This window comes from Streptomyces sp. NPDC001787 (assembly GCF_040297465.1).
In the GTDB taxonomy this organism is placed as follows: Bacteria; Actinomycetota; Actinomycetes; order Streptomycetales; family Streptomycetaceae; genus Streptomyces.
The window spans coordinates 51874-70473 of record NZ_JBEOZE010000029.1 but is presented as its reverse complement, the minus strand read 5'-3'; the positions used below and the strand labels follow the sequence as shown (position 1 = coordinate 70473).

Sequence of the window (18600 nt, the reverse complement as noted above, 5' to 3'; positions counted from 1 at the left end):
CGGACTTGACGTCCACTGACATCACGCCGACATCGTGTCCGGAGCCAGCCCGCGGTGGCTCAGCACCCGGCGCTCCAGCGGGCCGAAGACGCCCACGTCGATCGCGGTGCCCAGCGCCAGGATCAGTACCACCGCGGCCAGTACGAGGCTGAAGTCATGCTGGTTGCGGCCCTCGTCGAGCATGCGGCCGATCCCGGGCAGCTGGGTCGAGGTGATCAGTTCGGCGGTCATCAGCGCACGCCAGCCGAAGGTCCACCCCTGCTTCAATGCCATGACGCAGCCGGGCAGGGCGGCGGGCAGCAGGATATGGGTCGCGGTGGCGCGCCCGGTGGCGCCCATCGTGCGTGCGGCGCGGAGCAGTTGTGGTGGGATCTGCCGCACGGCCGACAGTATGCCGACGGCGATCGAAGGTACGGCGCCCAGGAGCACTACCGCGTACACCGCGGACTCGGACTCCCCCAGCGCTATCACGGCGACCGGCACCAGCGCCGCTGCGGGGAGCGACTGCAGGGCTCCGAGGACCGGGCCGACCGTGGTGCGCAGCGGTCCGATACGCGCCAGCAGCAATCCCAGCAGGGTGCCGATCACCGCCGACGCCATGAATCCGAACAAGCAGCGCGCCAGGCTATGGCCGAGAGCGGGCAGCAGCGTGCCTGCTCTCCAGGCGGCGCCGAGGTCGTCAGCCACCTCGGCCGGCGCCGGAAGGGTGTCGGAGAAGCCGAGAAGGCAGGCCGTCTGCCAGAGCGCCAGGACCAGGGTGACGGCCAGCAGCGGTGGCGTAGCCTGGGCAGCGGTGCGACGGGGCCACCTCCGTGCCGCGGGCACCTGCTGCGCCTCCAGGGTGTCGAGGCCCGCCGCGAAGGCAGTGGACTCAGGTGCGGGCATGGCGGATGATCTCCTGGTGCAGGCTTGCGGTGATCTCCCGGGTCAGGGTGGTGACGTCGGCGTCCTCGATCCGGCGCGGATGCGGGATGTCCACTTCCCAGGAGCGGGCGATACGACCGGGGCGAGAGGAGAGCAGGATCACCCGCCCGCCGAGACGCACCGCTTCGCGGACGTTGTGTGTAACGAACAGCACCGTGAGCTTCCGTTCCTCCCAGATGCGGGTCAGCTCCCCGTGCAGCAGGTCGCGGGTGATGGCGTCGAGGGCGGCGAATGGCTCGTCCATGAGCAGCACCCGGCTTTCCTGGGCCAGGGCGCGGGCCAGAGCGACGCGTTGGCGCATACCGCCGGAGAGCTGGTGAATCGGCTTGTCGTAGGCCTCCGAGAGGTGGACCATCCGCAGCAGTTCGGCCGCCCGGGTGCGCCACGCACTGCGATCCACACCGGCAAAGCGCAGGGCGAGTTCGACGTTGCGCCCGGCGGTCAGCCAGGGGAACAGCGCGTGGTCCTGGAACATCAGCGCGGGACGGCCGGGCGCGAGCACCGTGCCGTGCGTTGGCAGCTCAAGGCCGGCCACCAGGTTCAGCAGCGTTGACTTCCCGCAGCCCGAGGCGCCGAGCAAGCAGGTGAACTCGCCCGGCGCCAGGTGCAGATCGATGTTCTGGAGGACCGGGTTGTCGTCGTAGACCTTCGACACCTGCTCCAGGTGGACCTCCGCCGACGTCACCGCCTCCACCCGAGGGTGTGGGCCGCCATGCCGGCGGTGAGCGTGGCGCCGTCGGCCGGATCCATCAGGATGAACGATCCGGTGCGGCGGGAAACGGCGTAGTCATCCACTGGGACCGGCTCCGCGGTGCGGAGCACCACTTCACCGATGTCGTTGACCATGAGTCGCTCCGGGTGCGGATGCTGGGACAGGTCGTCCAGGTTGAGCCGGGAGTCGATGGCCTTGACCTTGGCGGCGACCGTACGCGTGCCGTGTCGCAGCAGCACTCGGTCGCCTGCGGTGAGCGGCGTGTCCGTGAGGTGGCACACCGTGGCGGTGATCTCGTTGGTCAGCGTGGGCAGCTGGTCGGACGGGGCAATCACATCGCCACGGGAGGCGTCCAGGTCGTCTGCGAGGCGCATCGTGATCGACTGCGGAGCCCAGGCGGTCTCGGCGGCCCTGCCGAGGACGTCGATCGCGGAGATCGTGGTGGTGCGTCCCGACGGCAGAACGGTGACCTGCTGGCCGACGTGGAAGAGCCCGGATGCGATCTTTCCGGCGTAGCCGCGGTAGTCCGGGTGTTCTGCGGTCTGCGGCCGGATGACGTACTGGACGGGGAAACGGGCCACTCGACGGCTCGGGTCGTGGTCGATACGCACGGACTCCAGGTGCTCCAGCACGGTGGGACCGGCAAACCAGCTCATCCGGGCGCTGGGCTCGACGACGTTGTCGCCATTGAGCGCGGAGATGGGGATGGCCGTCACCGCGGGCACACCCAAGCGGGTGGCGTAGTCGACGAAGTTCGCGGCGACCGAGGCGAAGACACCCTCGTCGTACCCGACCAGGTCCATCTTGTTGACGGCGAGGGCCACATGCGGGACGCGCAACAGGCCGGCGATGGCGGCGTGCCGACGGGTCTGCTCCACCACGCCGGTACGGGCGTCGATCAAGATGATCGCGAGTTCGGCCGTGGAGGCGCCGGTGACCATGTTGCGGGTGTACTGAACGTGGCCGGGGGTGTCCGCCAGGATGAAGCGCCGGACAGCGGTGGCGAAGTAGCGGTAGGCGACATCGATGGTGATGCCCTGTTCACGCTCGGCGCGCAGGCCGTCCGTGAGCAGCGCCAGGTCCAGGCCCTGCTTACCGCGACTCGTCGAGGCGCGCTCGATGGCGTGGAGCTGGTCGGCGAGGACCGACTTGGAATCGTGCAGCAGCCGGCCGACCAGCGTGGACTTGCCGTCGTCCACGCTTCCGGCGGTGACCAGGCGCAGAAGTGAGATGCTGTTCATGGGTTAGAAGTAGCCTTCGCGTTTGCGATCTTCCATCGCAGTCTCCGAGAGGCGATCGTCGGCGCGGGTGGCTCCGCGCTCGGTCAGCCGGGAGGCGGCGATCTCGGTCACGATCTTTTCGACGGTGTCGGCACAGGAGTCGACGGCACCGGTGCAGGACATGTCGCCGACAGTGCGATAGCGGACGAGCCGGGTCTCGGCGGTCTCGCCGCGCTTCGGGCCGCCCCAGTCGCCGGCGGCCAGCCACATGTCGTCGCGGCGGAACACCTCACGCTTGTGGGCGAAATAGATCGACGGGAGTTCGATCTCCTCACGGGCGATGTACTGCCAGATGTCCAACTCGGTGAAGTTGGACAGCGGGAAGACCCGGACATGTTCGCCGGGAGCGTGCCGGCCGTTGTACAGGTGCCACAGCTCCGGACGCTGCCGACGTGGGTCCCAGCCGCCGAACTCGTCACGCAGGCTGAACACCCGCTCCTTCGCTCGGGCCTTCTCCTCGTCCCGTCGCCCGCCGCCGAAGACGGCGTCGAACCGCTCGGTCTCGATGGCGTGCAGAAGTGGCACCGTCTGCAGCGGGTTGCGGGTGCCGTCCGGGCGCTCGCGCAGCCTGCCGCTGTCGATGAAATTCTGCACCGAAGCAACGTGCAGGCGCAGGTTGTGCTCCGCGACCACTCCGTCGCGATACCCCAGCACCTCCGGGAAGTTGTGCCCGGTGTCCACGTGAAGGAGCGCGAACGGCAGCGGGGCAGGGGCGAAGGCCTTCAGCGCCAGGTGCAGCATGACGATGGAATCCTTGCCGCCGGAGAACAGCATCACCGGCCGTTGGAACTCTCCCGCCACCTCCCGGAAGACGTGCACTGCCTCCGACTCCAGGACATCGAGGTGCTCCAGGTCGAACTCGTCACTCATGCCAGACCCCGTTCCACCAGATCCGCGTACACCGCAGCCGCTGACGCTGTCACCGACCGTTCGCTCGTATCCAGGCGCACTTCCGGCGCGTCCGGCGTCTCGTACGGGTCGTCGATGCCGGTCAAGCCCGTCAGCCGACCGGCCGCCTGCCGGGCGTACAGTCCCTTGACATCCCGGGCCGAGCACACCTCCACCGGCGTCGCCACATGCACCTCGACGTACGGCGTGCCCGCCGCGACATGCCGCATGCGCACCGCTTCACGGGCTTCGGCATACGGGGCGATCACCGGTACCACCACGATCACGCCGTGGGATGCCAGGAGTGCGGCGACGAAGCCGATGCGGCGCACATTCGCATCGCGGTCGGCGCGGGAGAAGCCCAGGTCGGCTGTCAGGTAGGTGCGCAGTTCGTCGCCGTCCAGGATCTGGACCCGGCGCCCCTTCGCACGCAGCAGTTCGGCGAGCGCGTGGGCAATCGTGGTCTTGCCCGCACTGGGCAGACCGGTCAGCCATACGGTGACACCGTGGTCGAGCGCGGCGGTGCGAGTTCGTCGTTCAGTATCGGGCATTGTGGCTCCCAGGGATGGCACGGTCATGCGCGCACCCGGCAATCGGACCTGCCTCCAGGGCGGAGGGTCGGTGAACAGGGCTCCCACTGCAGCCGTACGGTTCCCGGGCGTGCACGTCGTGCGGGCGGTCTTGGCGGCCCGGGTCGGCGCGCAGCCCTTCGTCGGTCATGAGCCAACTCATAGCGGCGCGGTGAGCCGTCGAGCAGGCCGTCCTTGTCGTCGGTGCGGAAATTGGCCTGGTCGGCCCGGCCTGGCAATCGAAGGCGATGCCCGGCAGGCATGCGCCATCTCTCAATCACCACTGTCGGCAGACCCTTGAAGCGCGAACAGAGCATATACATCGACTCCTCGTTGAGCTCCGCGTCCAAACGCGAGGCCAAGTCGCCGCGGCGGAAGCGGTGTTGCAGCGTAGTGATACCGCTTGATCCTGTTGACGCACCGTTCGACGGTGTTGCGCTGCTTGGATGCCCGGCGGTCGAAAGGCGAGGTGGCCTGCCATCCTCGCTGCCGTCCAAGCGCCAGAAGTCTTCAGTTGGACTCACTGTTCACTCGTGGACATCGACTTGATTCAGCACGATTGGGATTCGCTGACTTCGTGAGTCGTGTGAGAGGGGCACTTGAGTCTTGACGGCATGTGGCCGCCGGGCTTGCCGTGCTGGGCGCGGGGTTGTCGCTGATGTCCGCCCGCAGCTGCTGCACGTTGAGAGTCTGCCGTACGGTGCGCCTCGGAGCGGCGTGAATTTTCTGGATATGGATCGGTCCAGAGACCGGGAATCCGGAGCGCCCGTGCAGCGTGAACGACCACGCGCCCGGCCGGTTATGAGCGCCGGATGAACGGTGTCGGAAAAATAGTGAGGAGTGGATGCACAATGCCAAAGAACGGACTGTTCACCTCCACCGTGGCGCTGTCCGCGCAACCCGACCGGATGTGCGTAAAGGCGGGTGCAGTCAACGGGGAGGAAGGCTTTCCGCTCTCCCTGGACATGCTGCTCATTCTGGAGATCATGCTCCACGAGCATGATCTCGCAGCGGCGGAAGCCCAGTTCACCGCAGTGCGGAAAGCCCCGCTGGCGGCCGACGCGCAAGCCGCTGTGGATGAGCTCAGCTACAGTGGGAACACCTGCTCGATACACGCCCGGCGTGGAACTTTAACCGTGCGCGATGATCGGAAGATGGTCCGGGCGGCGGACCTGACCGCGCAGAGTCTTTCGACCCGGCAGGTGCTGCGGGCCCTGGGAATGCGGCGAAACCTGAGTCACGATCCAGAAACCCCGAATTTTCGCGAACTCTTCACGGAACTGCAGGAACGTGGCCTCCTGGTACCGTCAGTTGGCGAGATCGATTGGGGCCAGCTGCGCAGGCTGGCACCGATCTGCCCGGACTTCGGAATATCCCGCGGCACCCCGATCGACCGTCACTACCTGAACCAGTTCATCGCCGAAATCCGTGATCTCGTTCAGGGAGATGTCGTGGAGATCGGCGGAAACGACGGCAACAAGGACGTCTACGGTTTCACCCGAACTTCGGGATACCGCGGTCTGGACATCAATGATGCCCCGGGAGTATCTCTGGTCGGTGACGCGGCGGATCTGGGAATCATCCCGGCGGACTCCCTCGACACCATCATCGCCTTCAACGTTCTGGAACACACCGCGCGCCCGTGGCAGGTCGTCGACAACATGCGGCAATGGCTGCGAAAGGGCGGAACAGCGTACTGCATGGTTCCCAGCGCCCAACGACTGCACGGCGCGCCCGAGGACTACTGGCGGCCACTCCCAGCAGCGTTGCGGGAGATGTTCGGCGCCTGGTCCGAACAGACCGTGTACCAGTACGGCAATCCGCTGAGTGTCATCGCGTCGCTCATGGGTATCGCAGCCGAGGAACTCGACGCCCTGGAACTGAGCACATACCACCCGGACTATCCTGTGGCCAGTTGCATCGTCGCAAGGAAGTAAGGTCCGGGACAGCCCTCAGGCATCATCCTGCCCAGTGCCGGCCTTCGCGGGGCTCGGCGGGGACACCGCCTGAGCGTCGCTGTCGCGTGTTGCCAAGGGCTGGACCGTAATCCCTGACGCCGCGCCCGCCAGGGATGACGGGCCAGCCCTTACGCATGCACCCCGTGCCGGCGGTGCGAGGGGGAGCCGTCCGCGCGTGAGTCCGCGACCCGGTGCGCGTTCGCGCGCAGGCGGACGACCGCACTGGTGCAGCCGTGGGCGGAGGGCCCACTGATCCCGAACCGGGTGGCGAGCTTCGTCAAGGTGATGTGTCCGCGCGGGTACGCCTGCGGCGCCGGCGCGCGCTGAGACGGGCGGAGCCTGCAACGCCGGTCGCCCCCGCGGGCAAGGTGAGCACGGTGACCCGCTCCACGCGTGCGCGCGGCAGGGCGAGTGCGCCAGGTCGGATGACCGACGAGGCCACCGGGTGGCACATGGCCACCTCGAAGAGGCTCACCGTCGACAAGAGCGGGACTACTCCACGGCGGCAAGCCGACGAGCCCCGGGTCGAGAGGGTGATCGCGGTGGTCCCCCGTGCCGCGGCGGCCGTGCGGCCCAAGGGCTGTCCCGTAATCCCTGGCGGGCGCACGACGACAGCTACGGCACCTCGCCGAGTTCCCGGAACGCCCCCATACATCCAGTATGCGGGCGTCCCTCCGCCTTGCGATGCACCGCATCCGACGCCGCGCGCTGATCCGTCAGGGATTACGGGACAGCCCTTGGATGTCGGCAGATGCGTCCAAGTGCCGGAAGTCTTCAGTTGGACTCACGGTTCACTCGTGGACATCGACTTGATTCAGCACGATTGAGGCTCGCTGACTTCGTGAGTTGTGTGAGAGGGGCGCCTGCGTGGAGATGGTGTTGCGCTATCAGGGGGTGAAGAAGAGCGATGACGATTCCGATCCCTGGCAGACCACGATCCACCCGGGGACGGTGCGCCGAGTACTCGCCTACTTTCGCCCGCACATCCGCATGGTGGCGCTCTTCGGCGTAGTTGCCACGATGGAGGCGCTTACCGTCGCCGCAACTCCCTTGCTACTGAGGGAGCTTGTCGACAACGGAATCGTCAAGAACGATCACGGGGTCGTGGTCGTGACGGCATGCCTGGCCGCCGGACTTGCCGTGCTGGGCGCGGGGTTGTCGCTGGTGTCCGCCTATATCTCCGGGCGGATCGGGCAGGTGGTCACCTACGACCTCCGGGTCCAGGCGCTCGACCACGTCCGGCGGCTGCCGCTCGCGTTCTTCACCCGCACCCAGACGGGGGTGCTGGTCGGCCGGCTGCACACTGAACTGATCATGGCGCAGCAGCAGTTCAGCGGATTGCTGATGGCGGCCACCAGTGCGGTCATGGTCGTGGTGGTGCTGGCCGAGCTGTTCTACCTGTCGTGGCTTGTCGGCGTCATCACGCTGGCGCTGGTTCCGATATTCATCGTGCCCTGGGTTCACGTGGGGCGGGTGATACAGCGGCGTACCCGACGGCAGATGGACGAGAACGCCGGCCTCGGCGGACAGCTGCAGGAGCGGTTCAACGTACAGGGGGCGATGCTCTCCAAGCTCTTCGGCCGTCCGGACGAGGAGATGGCCGAATTCGCGGATCGTGCCAATAGGATCCGCAAGATCGGCGTGAACCTTTCCGTCTGGGGCCGGATGGCCTTCGTGATGATGACGCTGATGGCCTCGCTCGGCACGGCGATCGTCTACGGGGTCGGTGGCGGGCTCGTGCTCGACGGGACCTTCCAGCTCGGCACGCTGATCGCCATCGCCACCCTGCTTCAGCGACTGTTCGGGCCGATCAGCCAACTGTCCGGGATGCAGCAGATCGCGCAGACCGTCGTGGTGAGCTTTTCCCGGGTCTTCGAACTGCTCGACCTGAAGCCTTTGATCCAGGAACGCCCCGATGCGGTCGCGCTCGCGAAGAACGTGGCGCCGGACATCGAGTTCGAGAATGTGTCGTTCCGCTATCCCACCGCGGACGAGGTCTCACTGGCGTCTCTGGAGCATCTGCGGACCGATCGCGAGCGCGGGAAAGTGACGCCGGATGTCCTGCGCGACGTGAGCTTCCACGTGCAGGCCGGAACCCTCACCGCGCTCGTCGGCCCGTCCGGCGCGGGGAAGAGCACCATCACTCACCTGGTGTCCCGGCTGTACGACCCGAACTCCGGGGCCGTTCGCGTCGGTGGACACGACCTGCGGGACCTCACCTTCGACTCGCTCCGCGAAACGGTAGGGGTGGTCAGCCAGGACACCTACCTGTTCCACGACACGATCCGGGAGAACCTTCTCTACGCTCGCCCGACCGCCACCGAGGACGAGCTGATCGAGGCCTGCAAAGGGGCCCAGATCTGGGATCTGATCGAATCCCTGCCCAGTGGGCTCGACACCGTCTCGGGCGATCGCGGCTACCGCATGTCGGGCGGGGAGAAGCAACGACTGGCCATTGCCCGGCTGCTGTTGAAGGCACCCTCGGTCGTCGTGCTGGACGAAGCCACCGCGCACCTGGACTCCGAGTCGGAGGCCGCCGTCCAGCGGGCACTCAAGATCGCTCTGCGCAACCGTACCTCGCTGGTGATCGCCCACCGGCTGTCGACGATCCGCGAGGCCGACCAGATTCTCGTGATCGACGACGGACGGGTCTGCGAGCACGGGACGCACGAGGAGTTGCTGGCCGAGGGCGGCCTCTATGCCGAGCTCTATCACACGCAGTTCGTCATGCCGGGAAGCAGCGGAGCCGAGCCCACCGACCTCGGGACGGGGCTGGGACCGGACAACGCACTCCGGTCGGTGCATCAGGCGGTTCGTGAAGGAGAACGATGAATTCCACAGCGCAAGCCACACCGACGGTGATGGAGCTGTTCGCCTCGCACGTCGACCGGACGCCCGATGCGGTGGCCGTCGTCGACGGTGATCGGGTTCTGACGTATCGGCAACTCGATGAGCACGCGGGCCGGCTGGCCGGGCGCCTGATCGGTCGGGGCATCCGCCGCGGCGACCGCGTCGCGGTCATGATGGACCGTTCGGCCGACCTGTTGGTGGCGCTGCTCGCCGTATGGAAGGCGGGGGCGGTGTACGTGCCGGTGGATGCCGCCTATCCGGCGCGGCGGGTGGCGTTCATGGTGGCGGATGCAAGGGTGTCCCTGATGGTGTGCTCGGTCGCGGCGCGCGACGGCGTACCGGACGGGACCGAGTTGCTTGAGTTGGACACTGCCACGGACGACGGTGCGTGCGACGCGGCGGCGGTCACGGTGCACCCGGGCGATCTGGCCTACGTGATGTACACCTCCGGCTCGACGGGTACCCCGAAGGGGGTGGCCGTCCCGCACCGCAGCCTTGTGGAGCTGGTGGAGAGTTCCGGCTGGGCGATGGAACCCGACGATGCGGTCCTCATGCACGCGCCGTACGCCTTCGACGCTTCCATGTTCGAGATCTGGGTGCCGCTGGCGTGGGGCGCCCGTGTGATGATCGCCGGGCCGGGGCCGGTGGATGCCCAGCGCCTGCGTGAGCTGGTCGCGGCCGGGCTGACGAGGGCGTATCTGACCGCCGGGAACTTCCGCGCTGTGGCGGAGGAGTCGCCGGAGTCATTCGCGGGGCTCCGTGAGGTGCAGACCGGTGGTGACGCGGTACCCGCGCACGCGGTGCAAAGGGTGCGGGAGGCCTGTCCGCGAGCGCGGATTCGGCACATGTACGGCCCGACCGAAGCGACGGTGTGGGCGACGTGGCATGTGCTCGAACCAGGTGACGCGATGGGGCCGACGTTGCCGATCGGACGGTCGCTGTCGGGCCGCCGGGCCCACGTGCTCGACGAGTCGCTGCGGCCCGTGGGGCCGGGTGTGGTCGGTGAGCTGTACCTCTCCGGTGCCGGTCTGGCGGACGGCTATCTGAACCGCCCGGGTCTGACGGCGGAACGGTTCGTGGCGGATCCGTACGCACCCGAGAGTGCCGCCGAGGCGGGTGGCGGTCAGGTGACGGGTGGGCGGATGTACCGGACCGGGGACCTCGCCCAGTGGACCGAGGACGGTGAGTTGCTGTTCGCGGGCCGGGTCGATCACCAGGTGAAGATCCGCGGGTACCGGATCGAGCCCGGCGAGATCGAGGCCGCCCTGATGGCTCAGCCTGGCGTCCACGACGCCGTGCTGGTGGCGATCGATGGGCGCCCGATCGGTTACGTGGTGGCGGATGCGGACGCGGATCCCGATCTCATCCGCGAGCGCCTCGGGGCGGACCTGCCGGACTACATGGTTCCGGCCGCTGTGATCGTGATGGACGCGCTGCCACTGACCGGCAACGGCAAGGTGGACCGAGCGGCGTTGCCCGCGCCCGAGTTCGAGGCGAATGCCACCGGCCGTGAACCCGTGACCGAGGCGGAGCGCGTCCTGTGCGACCTCTTCGCCGAGATGCTCGGCGTGGAACGAGTCGGTGTCGACGACGGCTTGATCCAGTTGGGCGGGGACTCGATCGGCGCGATGCGCTTGGCGGCACGTGCGTTCAAAGCCGGTCTGCTGCTGACACCCGCCCAGATCCTCAGGGAGCAGACCCCCGCAAAGCTGGCGGCCGTGGCGCGTGCCGTACCGGCGGATCGCCCCGCCGACCAGCCGCTGATCGCTCTGACCGCGGAGGACGAGGCGGAGCTGGCGATCGCCGATTCGGAGGCGGAGGAGGTCTGGCCGCTGGCACCGCTCCAGGAGGGTTTGGTCTTCCAGTCGACCCTCGATGATCAGGGGCTCGGTGATCAGGGTCGCGACATCTACCAGGTGCACTGGCTCGTGGAGCTGAACGGACCGCTGGATGCGGACCGGTTGCGGGCCACGTGGGAAGCGGTTTTCGCCCGGCACGCCCAGCTTCGACCGAGCTTCCACCGACTCCCGTCGGGCAGGACGGTGCAGGTCGTCCACCGGCACGTCACCTTGCCGTGGCAGGAGGTGGATCTGACGGGTGCGAGCGATGTCGATGCGGCCGTCGACGCCCTGGTCGAACGGGAACAGGAGAAGCGGTTCGATCTCGCCCAGGCTCCGCTGGCCCGGCTGGTGCTGATTCGGATCGCGGAGGACTGCCACCGCCTGCTGGTCGTCATTCACCACACCCTGATCGATGGCTGGTCGGTGGCGGTCATCCTCAACGAGGTGGCCGAGGCGTACACGGCCGGTGGGCAGCTCCCGGAACGGGCGGGTTCGGCCTCCTACCGGGATTACCTGGCGTGGCTGGACCGGCAGGACAAGGACGCGGCACGTGCGGCTTGGCGGGCGGAGCTGTCCGGTCTGGACGAGCCGGCGCTGGTCGCGACGGCGGCCTCTGCGGCGGACTACGACCACCGCGTCGTCCACCTGTCGACGGATCTTCACACCCGGCTGATGCGGTTGGCCCGCGACCACGGGCTGACGCTGAACACGGTGGTGCAGGGTGCGTGGGCGTTGGTACTGGCGCGACTTCTGCGGCGGACCGATGTGGTCTTCGGCGCCACGGTCGCCTGTCGTCCCGCGGTGCTACCGGGTGTGGAGTCGATGCCGGGCCTCATGATGAACACGGTGCCGGTCCGGGTGCCCCTGGACGGCGGGCAATCGGTCATGGACATGCTCGCTGCGTTGCAGCGCCGGCAGGCGGCCCTGATCCCGCATCAGCATCTGGGGCTGCCGGAGATCCAGAAGTCGGCCGGCTCCGGCGCGGCATTCGACACGTTGCTGGTGTTCGAGAACTATCCGCGCGACTTCGCAGGCCAATTCACGTATCTGGGCACGGTTGAGGGGACCCACTATCCGCTGACCCTCGGCATCATCCCGGGAGAGCGTTTCCGGATCCAGCTCAGCTACTGGCACGGGCAGATCCGGGAGAGCGTTGCCGAGTCGGCTCTGCAGTGGTTCGTTGATGCGCTCGCCGCGCTGGTCGCTGATCCGTCCGGACCGGTGGGGCGGGTCGGTGTGGCCGAGGGCCGGGCGCATGACTCGGACCCGGCGTTGGTGGTGGGGGAGTCATTGCCGGCCTTGGTGAGGCGGGTGGTGACGGAGCGGTCGAACGACGTTGCGGTAGTGGACGGTGAGGGTGAGCTGTCGTTCCGGGAACTGTGGGACCGGGCGGTGGGATTGGCCGCTGTGCTGCGGGCTCGCGGGGTCGGGCCGGAGCGCCGGGTGGGCGTCGTGGTGGAGCGGTCGTCGTGGTGGCTGGTCGGGATACTGGGCGTGTCATTGGCGGGTGGTGCGTTCGTTCCGGTGGATCCGGCGTATCCGGCCGAACGCGTGCAGTGGATTCTTGACGACGCAGATCCGGTGTCGGTGGTGTGTGTGGGAACAACACGGTCGGCGGTGCCGGAGAAGTTCGCGGATCGGCTGGTAGTGGTTGGCGACGTCGATCTGGCGGGGCGCTCGGACGCGGGGTTGCCGCAGGTGGGTCCGGGTGACGCGGCGTACGTGATGTATACGTCGGGGTCGACGGGCGCTCCGAAGGGGGTCGTCGTCTCCCACGCGGGGCTCGGCAATCTGGCGGCGGCGCAGATCGACCGGTTCGGTGTGTCGCCGTCGTCACGGGTCCTGCAGTTCGCGGCGCTGGGCTTCGACGCCATGGTGTCGGAGGTGCTGATGGCATTGCTGTCGGGGGCGACGCTGGTCATGGCGCCGGCGCGGGATCTGCCGCCGCAGGTGTCGTTGGCCGAGGCGCTGGAACGGTGGCAGGTCACGCACGTGACGGTTCCGCCGTCTGTGCTGGGCACAGCCGACGCCCTGCCGGACGAGCTGCAGACGGTGGTAGTGGCGGGGGAGGCCTGTCCGCCGAGCCTGGTGGATCGCTGGGCGGAGGGGCGGCGGCTGATCGACGCCTATGGGCCTGCCGAGGCCACGGTATGCGCGGCGATGAGTGCGCCGTTGACGGCGGGCCGGAATGTGGTCCCGATCGGGACGCCGATCGCGGGGGGCCGTTGTTATGTGCTGGACGCGTTCCTGCTTCCCTTGCCGCCGGGGATCGCCGGTGAGCTGTACGTGGCCGGAATCGGGTTGGCCCGCGGCTATCTGGGTCGCGCGGGATTGACCGCGGAGCGGTTCGTGGCTGATCCGTTCGCCCCCGGTGAGCGGATGTACCGGACAGGGGACCTGGCGTACCGGACGAGCCAGGGTGAGTTGGTGTTCGCAGGGCGGGCCGATGACCAGGTCAAAGTCCGTGGATTCCGGATCGAGCCCGGCGAGATCGAGTCTGTCCTGTCCGACCACCCACGGGTCTCCCAAGCTGCGGTGACCGTCCGCGCGGACCGGCTGCTGGCCTATGTCTCACCGAGCGACATCGATCCGCGAGCGGTGCGCGAGAGGCTCGCCTCCCGGTTGCCTCAGCACATGGTGCCTGCGGCGGTGATCGTGCTGGATGCGCTGCCGGTGACGGCGAACGGGAAGATCGATCGGGGCGCCCTGCCTGATCCCGACTTCGCCGCGGCGACCGCTGGACGGGAGCCGGTCACGGAGGCCGAGCGCCTGTTGTGTGACCTCTTTGCCGAGGTGCTTGGTCTCGACAGGGTCGGTGCGGACGACAGCTTCTTCGAGCTGGGTGGGGATTCGATCCTCTCGATGCAGCTGGCGTCGCGGGCGCGGCATGCCGGTTTGACGTTCGCCTCGCGGGACGTCTTCGCGTGCAGGACGCCGGAGCGGCTCGCGCGGCTGGCGGCGGAATCGACGCTGCCGCACAGTGATCGTTCCCCCGCGGCTGACGGTGTGGGTGGCGTCGAGTGGACGCCGGTCATGCGGATGCTGGGGGACGGGGTTGTGGGGGCAGGGTTTGCCCAGTGGGCGGTGGTGGGTGCGCCGCCGGACTTGACGGAGGACGTGCTGGCGGCGGGGCTGGCGGCGCTGGTGGATTCGCATGACATGTTGCGTGTGCGGGTGGAGCCGGGGCGGTTGGTGGTGGGTGAGCCAGGGTCGGTGGATCCGTCCGGCCTGGTTACGCGCGTGGAGGCTGCTGGACGTCGGCTGGACGAGGTCGTGGAGGACGCCGCGCGGGGTGCGGTGGAGCGGCTCGATCCCGCGGCGGGTGCGGTGGTGCAGGCGGTATGGGTGGACGGAGGGCCGGATCGGCTGGGCCGGGTGGTGGTGGTGGTGCATCACCTGGCGGTCGACGGGGTGTCGTGGCGGGTCCTGCTGCCGGATCTGCAGGCCGCCTGCGAGGCGGTGGCCGCCGGGCGGGATCCGGTGGTGGAACCCGTGGAGGTGTCGTTCAGGCGGTGGGCAGGTCTGTTGGAGGAGTGGGCGGTCTCCGCGGAGCGCGTCGGTGAGTTGGCGGCGTGGGAGGCGATCGTCGGTCAGGAGGAACAGCCGTTCGGTGCGCGTGGGCTGACCACCGGCCGGGACGCGGGCGGTGCTGTGCGCTCGCGGTCGTGGGTCGCGCCGAAGGCGGAGACGTCGGTGCTGCTGGGGCGGGCTCCGAGGGTGTTCCACTGCGGGGCGCATGAAGTCCTGCTGGCCGGGCTGGCCGGCGCGGTGGCGCGGTGGCACGGCGGGGACGCGCTGTTGGTGGACGTGGAAAGCCATGGCCGTCATCCCGTCGACGGGATGGATCTGTCCAGGACAGTGGGCTGGTTCACCAGCGTGCATCCGGTGCGGCTGGATGTGGCGGGGATCGACCTGACGGATGTGCTGTCCGGTGGTTCGGCGGCCGGGCACCTGCTGAAGGCGGTCAAGGAGCAGTCGCGGGCGGTGCCCGGCGATGGGCTCGGCTACGGGCTGTTGCGCCATCTCAACGGTGAGACGGGGCCGGTTCTGGCGGCCTTGCCATCGCCCCAGATCGGGTTCAACTACCTGGGCCGGTTCGCTGTCGGTGACCAGAACGGTGTGCGGGCGTGGCAGTTGGCCGGGGACATCGGCAGTTCGATGGATGCGAGCACGGATCTGCCGCACGCGGTGGACGCCAACGCGATCGTCCAGGACCTGCCGGACGGTCCGGAGCTGATACTCACGCTGGAATGGCCGGACGATCTGCTCGACGAGGCCGAGATCGAACGACTGGGCCAGGCATGGCTGGACATGCTGTCCGGGTTGGCCCGTCAGGCGGATGACCCTGCCGCAGGCGGACACACCGCATCCGACTTCGATCTCGTCGACCTGGAGCAGGACGAGATCGAGGCCCTTGAGGCCGAACACTCGGGTGCCGGCGGATTGGCCGAGGTGCTGCCGCTCTCCCCGTTGCAGCACGGGCTGGCCTTCCACGCCGGCTACGTACGCGACGGCGTCGATGTCTACACCGCACAGGCGGTGCTGGACCTGACCGGTCCGCTGGACATGGAGCTGATGCGGAAGTCGGTGCGCGGGCTGCTGGATCGGCATGCCAATCTCCGTGCCGGATTCCGGCACAGCGCCGCCGGGGCCCCCTACCAGGTGATCGCCGGCACCGTGGAGGTGCCACTGACCCAGGTGGACGTGACGGAATCGGTAGATCCGCAAGCCGAAGCGCTGGTGGTGGCCGCGGCCGAACGGGCAAGACCGTTCGAGCTTGCCCGGCCCCCGCTGCTGCGGTTCGCGGTGATCGTGGTGGGTCCGGACCAGTACCGGCTGGTGCTGACCTCTCATCACATCCTGCTCGACGGCTGGTCGATACACCTGCTGCTGGATGAACTGTTCAAGCTGTACGGCAACGGAGCAGATCCGCTGGCGCTGGCGCCGGTGACGCCGTATCGGCAGTACCTGGCCTGGTTGAGCGAAACCGATCGGGACGCTGCCATCGCCGCATGGCGCAACGCTTTGGCCGGCCTGCCGGAGCCGACTCTGATCGCGGCGGACCGGCCGGTGCCGGTCCAGATGTCCGAACAGACATGGACCGCACTGGACGAGGCGTTCTTCGAGGCGTTGGCGGCGAGGGCCCGCGAGTTCGGCGTCACGGTCAGCACACTGCTGCAGGCGGTGTGGGGAGTGGTGCTGGCGGCGATAACCGGTCGCGACGATGTGGTGTTCGGGTCGGTGGTGTCCGGGCGCTCGGCCGAGCTTCCCGGGATCGAGACCATGGTCGGACTCTTCATCAACACCGTCCCGGTCCGGGTACGGATGCAGCCGCAGCACACCTTCGCCGAGCTGGTGCGGCGATTGCAGAGCGAGCAGACAGCGGTGCTCGCTCATCACCACCTCGGGCTCACCGACATTCAGCAGGCCGCCGGACTTGGGCAGCTGTTCGACACCCTCTTCGTCTACGAGAACTACCCCAAGCCTGCCGCAAGCGATGACGCAGCTGCCGACACAGGACCGGATCGGTTGCGTGTGCGGGGTGTGACCGATGCCGATTCCACCCACTACCCCCTGGCACTGACGGCCATCCCGGACAACGGCCTGCAGCTGCGGCTGGAACGCCAGCCGGAGCTGGTCACCGCCGCGCAGGCCGATACCGTGCTGGATCGGTTCACGCAGGTGCTCGAAGCCCTGGTCGCTGCTCCGCAGGTGCCGCTGTCCGTGGTGCCGATCCTGACCGAGTCCGAACGGCAACAGCTGTGGGCGTGGAATGACACCGCGGCGGAGGTACCGGCACAGACGCTGCCGGAGATGTTCGCCGCGCAGGTCGCCGCCACCCCCGAGGCGACTGCGGCGATCTTCGAGAACCAGTCGCTGACCTACGCCCAGCTCGACGTCCGCGCCAACCAGTTCGCCCACTGGCTCATCGACCACGGCATCGGACCCGAGGACCGGGTCGCGATCATGTTGCCTCGCTGCCTGGAACTGGTTGTCGCCGTGCTGGGTGTCACCAAAGCCGGAGCCGCCTGGCTACCCATCGATGCGAACTACCCCCAGGCGCGCATCGACTACATCCTCGCGGACGCGCAGCCGGCGGTCGTGGTGGACGAGTCGGTGGTGCGCGAGGTCAGCGGATACCCCACCGATCCGGTGCGGTTGCGGGCTGTGCCCGAGAATGCGGCCTACCTCATCTACACCTCCGGCTCCACCGGGGAACCCAAGGGCGTTGTGGTCAGCCATACCGGTCTGGCCAGTTTGGCCGGCAGCTTGGCCGAGCGGCTGGATCTGACCACACGGAGCCGGGTCCTGGCGTTGGCATCGCCGAGTTTCGATGTCTCGGTACTGGAACTGCTCATGGCGATCGGTGGCGGCGCCGCACTGGTGGTTCCGCCTGAGGGTGTTGTGGCCGGTGGAGAGCTGGCCGAGGTGTTGGCCGACCGGGAGATCAGCCATGCGTTGATCCCGCCCCCCGTGCTGGCCACCGTTCCCGAATCACCCGAGACGGTACTGCCATGCCTGGTACTGGGTGTGGCGGCGTGTCCTCCTGAGCTCGTGCATCGGTGGTCGCCCGGACGCCGGATGATCAACACCTATGGGCCGACCGAGGCCACCATCGCCATGACGATCGGCCGGCACATTCCGGTCGGTGATGAGATCCCGCCGGTTGGGTATCCGACCGCGAACGCGCGGGCGTTCGTGCTGGATTCGTGGCTGCGGCTGGTGCCACCGGGTGCGGTGGGCGAGCTGTATATCGCTGGTGTGGGTGTGGCGCGGGGATATCTGGGCCGAGCGGGGTTGACCGCGGCTCGATTCGTAGCCGATCCGTTCGGTTCCGGTGAGCGGATGTACCGGACCGGGGATTTGGTCCGGTGGAACCCGGAAGGGGAGTTGGTCTTCGTCGGTCGTGTCGACGACCAGGTGAAGGTGCGGGGGTTCCGAGTCGAGCCCGGTGAAGTCGAGGCGGCGCTGGTGGCGCAGGAGTCGGTGGGCCAGGCGGTGGTGGTGGTCCGCCCCAGTCATGCCGGCGAACGGCTGGTGGGGTATGTGACCGCGGCCGGGGAGACCGCCGTGGATGCCGTCGCGGTGCGCGAGGGTCTGGCGGCCCGGTTGCCGGAATACATGGTGCCGGCGGCAGTGGTGGTGCTCGATGCGCTGCCATTGACATCGAACGGGAAGGTCGACCGCAAGGCGCTGCCGGATCCGGACTTCAGCGGACGCGTTTCGGACAGGGAGCCGGTCACCGAGGTCGAACGGATGCTGTGCGATCTGTTTGCCGAGGTGCTCGGTCTGCCGCGGGTCGGTGCGGACGACAGCTTCTTCGAGCTGGGCGGGGATTCGCTTCTCTCGATGCAGCTGGCGGCGCGGGCCCGCCGTGACGGCATGGTCTTCGGCTCGCGGGAGGTGTTCGATCGTCGGACGCCTGCGGGCATCGCGACGATCGTAGAGCTGGGCGCGGATGATCCCGCTGCGGGCGGAGACATCACATCCAACGTCGACCTCCTCGACCTGGACCAGGAGGAGATCGACGAATTCGAGGCCGAGTTCGACCACCGGTAGGACAGTGTCCTCAGCGGT

The 18600-nt window shown here is 68.2% G+C and carries 8 protein-coding genes and 1 pseudogene; 3 read left to right on the top strand and 6 right to left on the bottom strand.

The window, feature by feature from the left end; translation table 11 throughout:
• Window positions 1-21: 21 nt before the first annotated feature.
• The 6 genes and pseudogenes from ABT170_RS31240 to ABT170_RS40665 form a co-directional block, all read right to left on the bottom strand.
• The gene (locus ABT170_RS31240) at window positions 22-885 is read right to left on the bottom strand and encodes an ABC transporter permease (RefSeq protein ID WP_351872933.1); all 864 of its coding nucleotides are present in this window, start codon (window positions 883-885) and stop codon (window positions 22-24) included.
• On the bottom strand, window positions 872-1618 hold the full coding sequence (locus ABT170_RS31235; RefSeq protein WP_502970585.1) for an ABC transporter ATP-binding protein: 747 nt from the start codon (window positions 1616-1618) through the stop codon (window positions 872-874). The genes ABT170_RS31240 and ABT170_RS31235 overlap by 14 nt, the downstream gene beginning before the upstream one ends.
• Window positions 1606-2877 (bottom strand): sulfate adenylyltransferase subunit 1, encoded by a 1272-nt coding sequence (locus ABT170_RS31230; protein WP_329944531.1) that lies wholly within the window; start codon window positions 2875-2877, stop codon window positions 1606-1608. Before ABT170_RS31230 ends, ABT170_RS31235 begins: the two co-directional genes overlap by 13 nt.
• Before the next feature lie 3 nt (window positions 2878-2880).
• Window positions 2881-3786, bottom strand: a complete 906-nt coding sequence (cysD, locus tag ABT170_RS31225; protein ID WP_329944530.1) for a sulfate adenylyltransferase subunit CysD — start codon at window positions 3784-3786, stop codon at window positions 2881-2883.
• Window positions 3783-4355 carry an adenylyl-sulfate kinase gene (gene cysC, locus ABT170_RS31220; RefSeq protein WP_329944529.1) on the bottom strand — a complete coding sequence of 191 codons (573 nt, stop codon included), beginning with the start codon at window positions 4353-4355 and terminating at the stop codon, window positions 3783-3785. The genes cysD and cysC overlap by 4 nt, the downstream gene beginning before the upstream one ends.
• A 414-nt stretch (window positions 4356-4769) precedes the next feature.
• A pseudogene (locus ABT170_RS40665) lies at window positions 4770-4864 on the bottom strand (IS5/IS1182 family transposase); the annotation flags it as partial.
• Between the two features lie 360 nt (window positions 4865-5224).
• On the opposite strand from ABT170_RS40665, the gene ABT170_RS31215 reads away from it, so the two are divergent.
• From ABT170_RS31215 to ABT170_RS31205, 3 genes are all read left to right on the top strand, one after another.
• Window positions 5225-6310 carry a class I SAM-dependent methyltransferase gene (locus ABT170_RS31215; protein WP_351872925.1) on the top strand — a complete coding sequence of 362 codons (1086 nt, stop codon included), beginning with the start codon at window positions 5225-5227 and terminating at the stop codon, window positions 6308-6310.
• 894 nt (window positions 6311-7204) lie between these two features.
• Complete coding sequence (locus ABT170_RS31210; protein ID WP_329944546.1) at window positions 7205-9163, top strand: ABC transporter ATP-binding protein; 1959 nt, start codon at window positions 7205-7207, stop codon at window positions 9161-9163.
• Window positions 9160-18582, top strand: a complete 9423-nt coding sequence (locus ABT170_RS31205; protein WP_351872922.1) for a non-ribosomal peptide synthetase — start codon at window positions 9160-9162, stop codon at window positions 18580-18582. The genes ABT170_RS31210 and ABT170_RS31205 overlap by 4 nt, the downstream gene beginning before the upstream one ends.
• The last annotated feature ends 18 nt before the right edge of the window (window positions 18583-18600 follow it).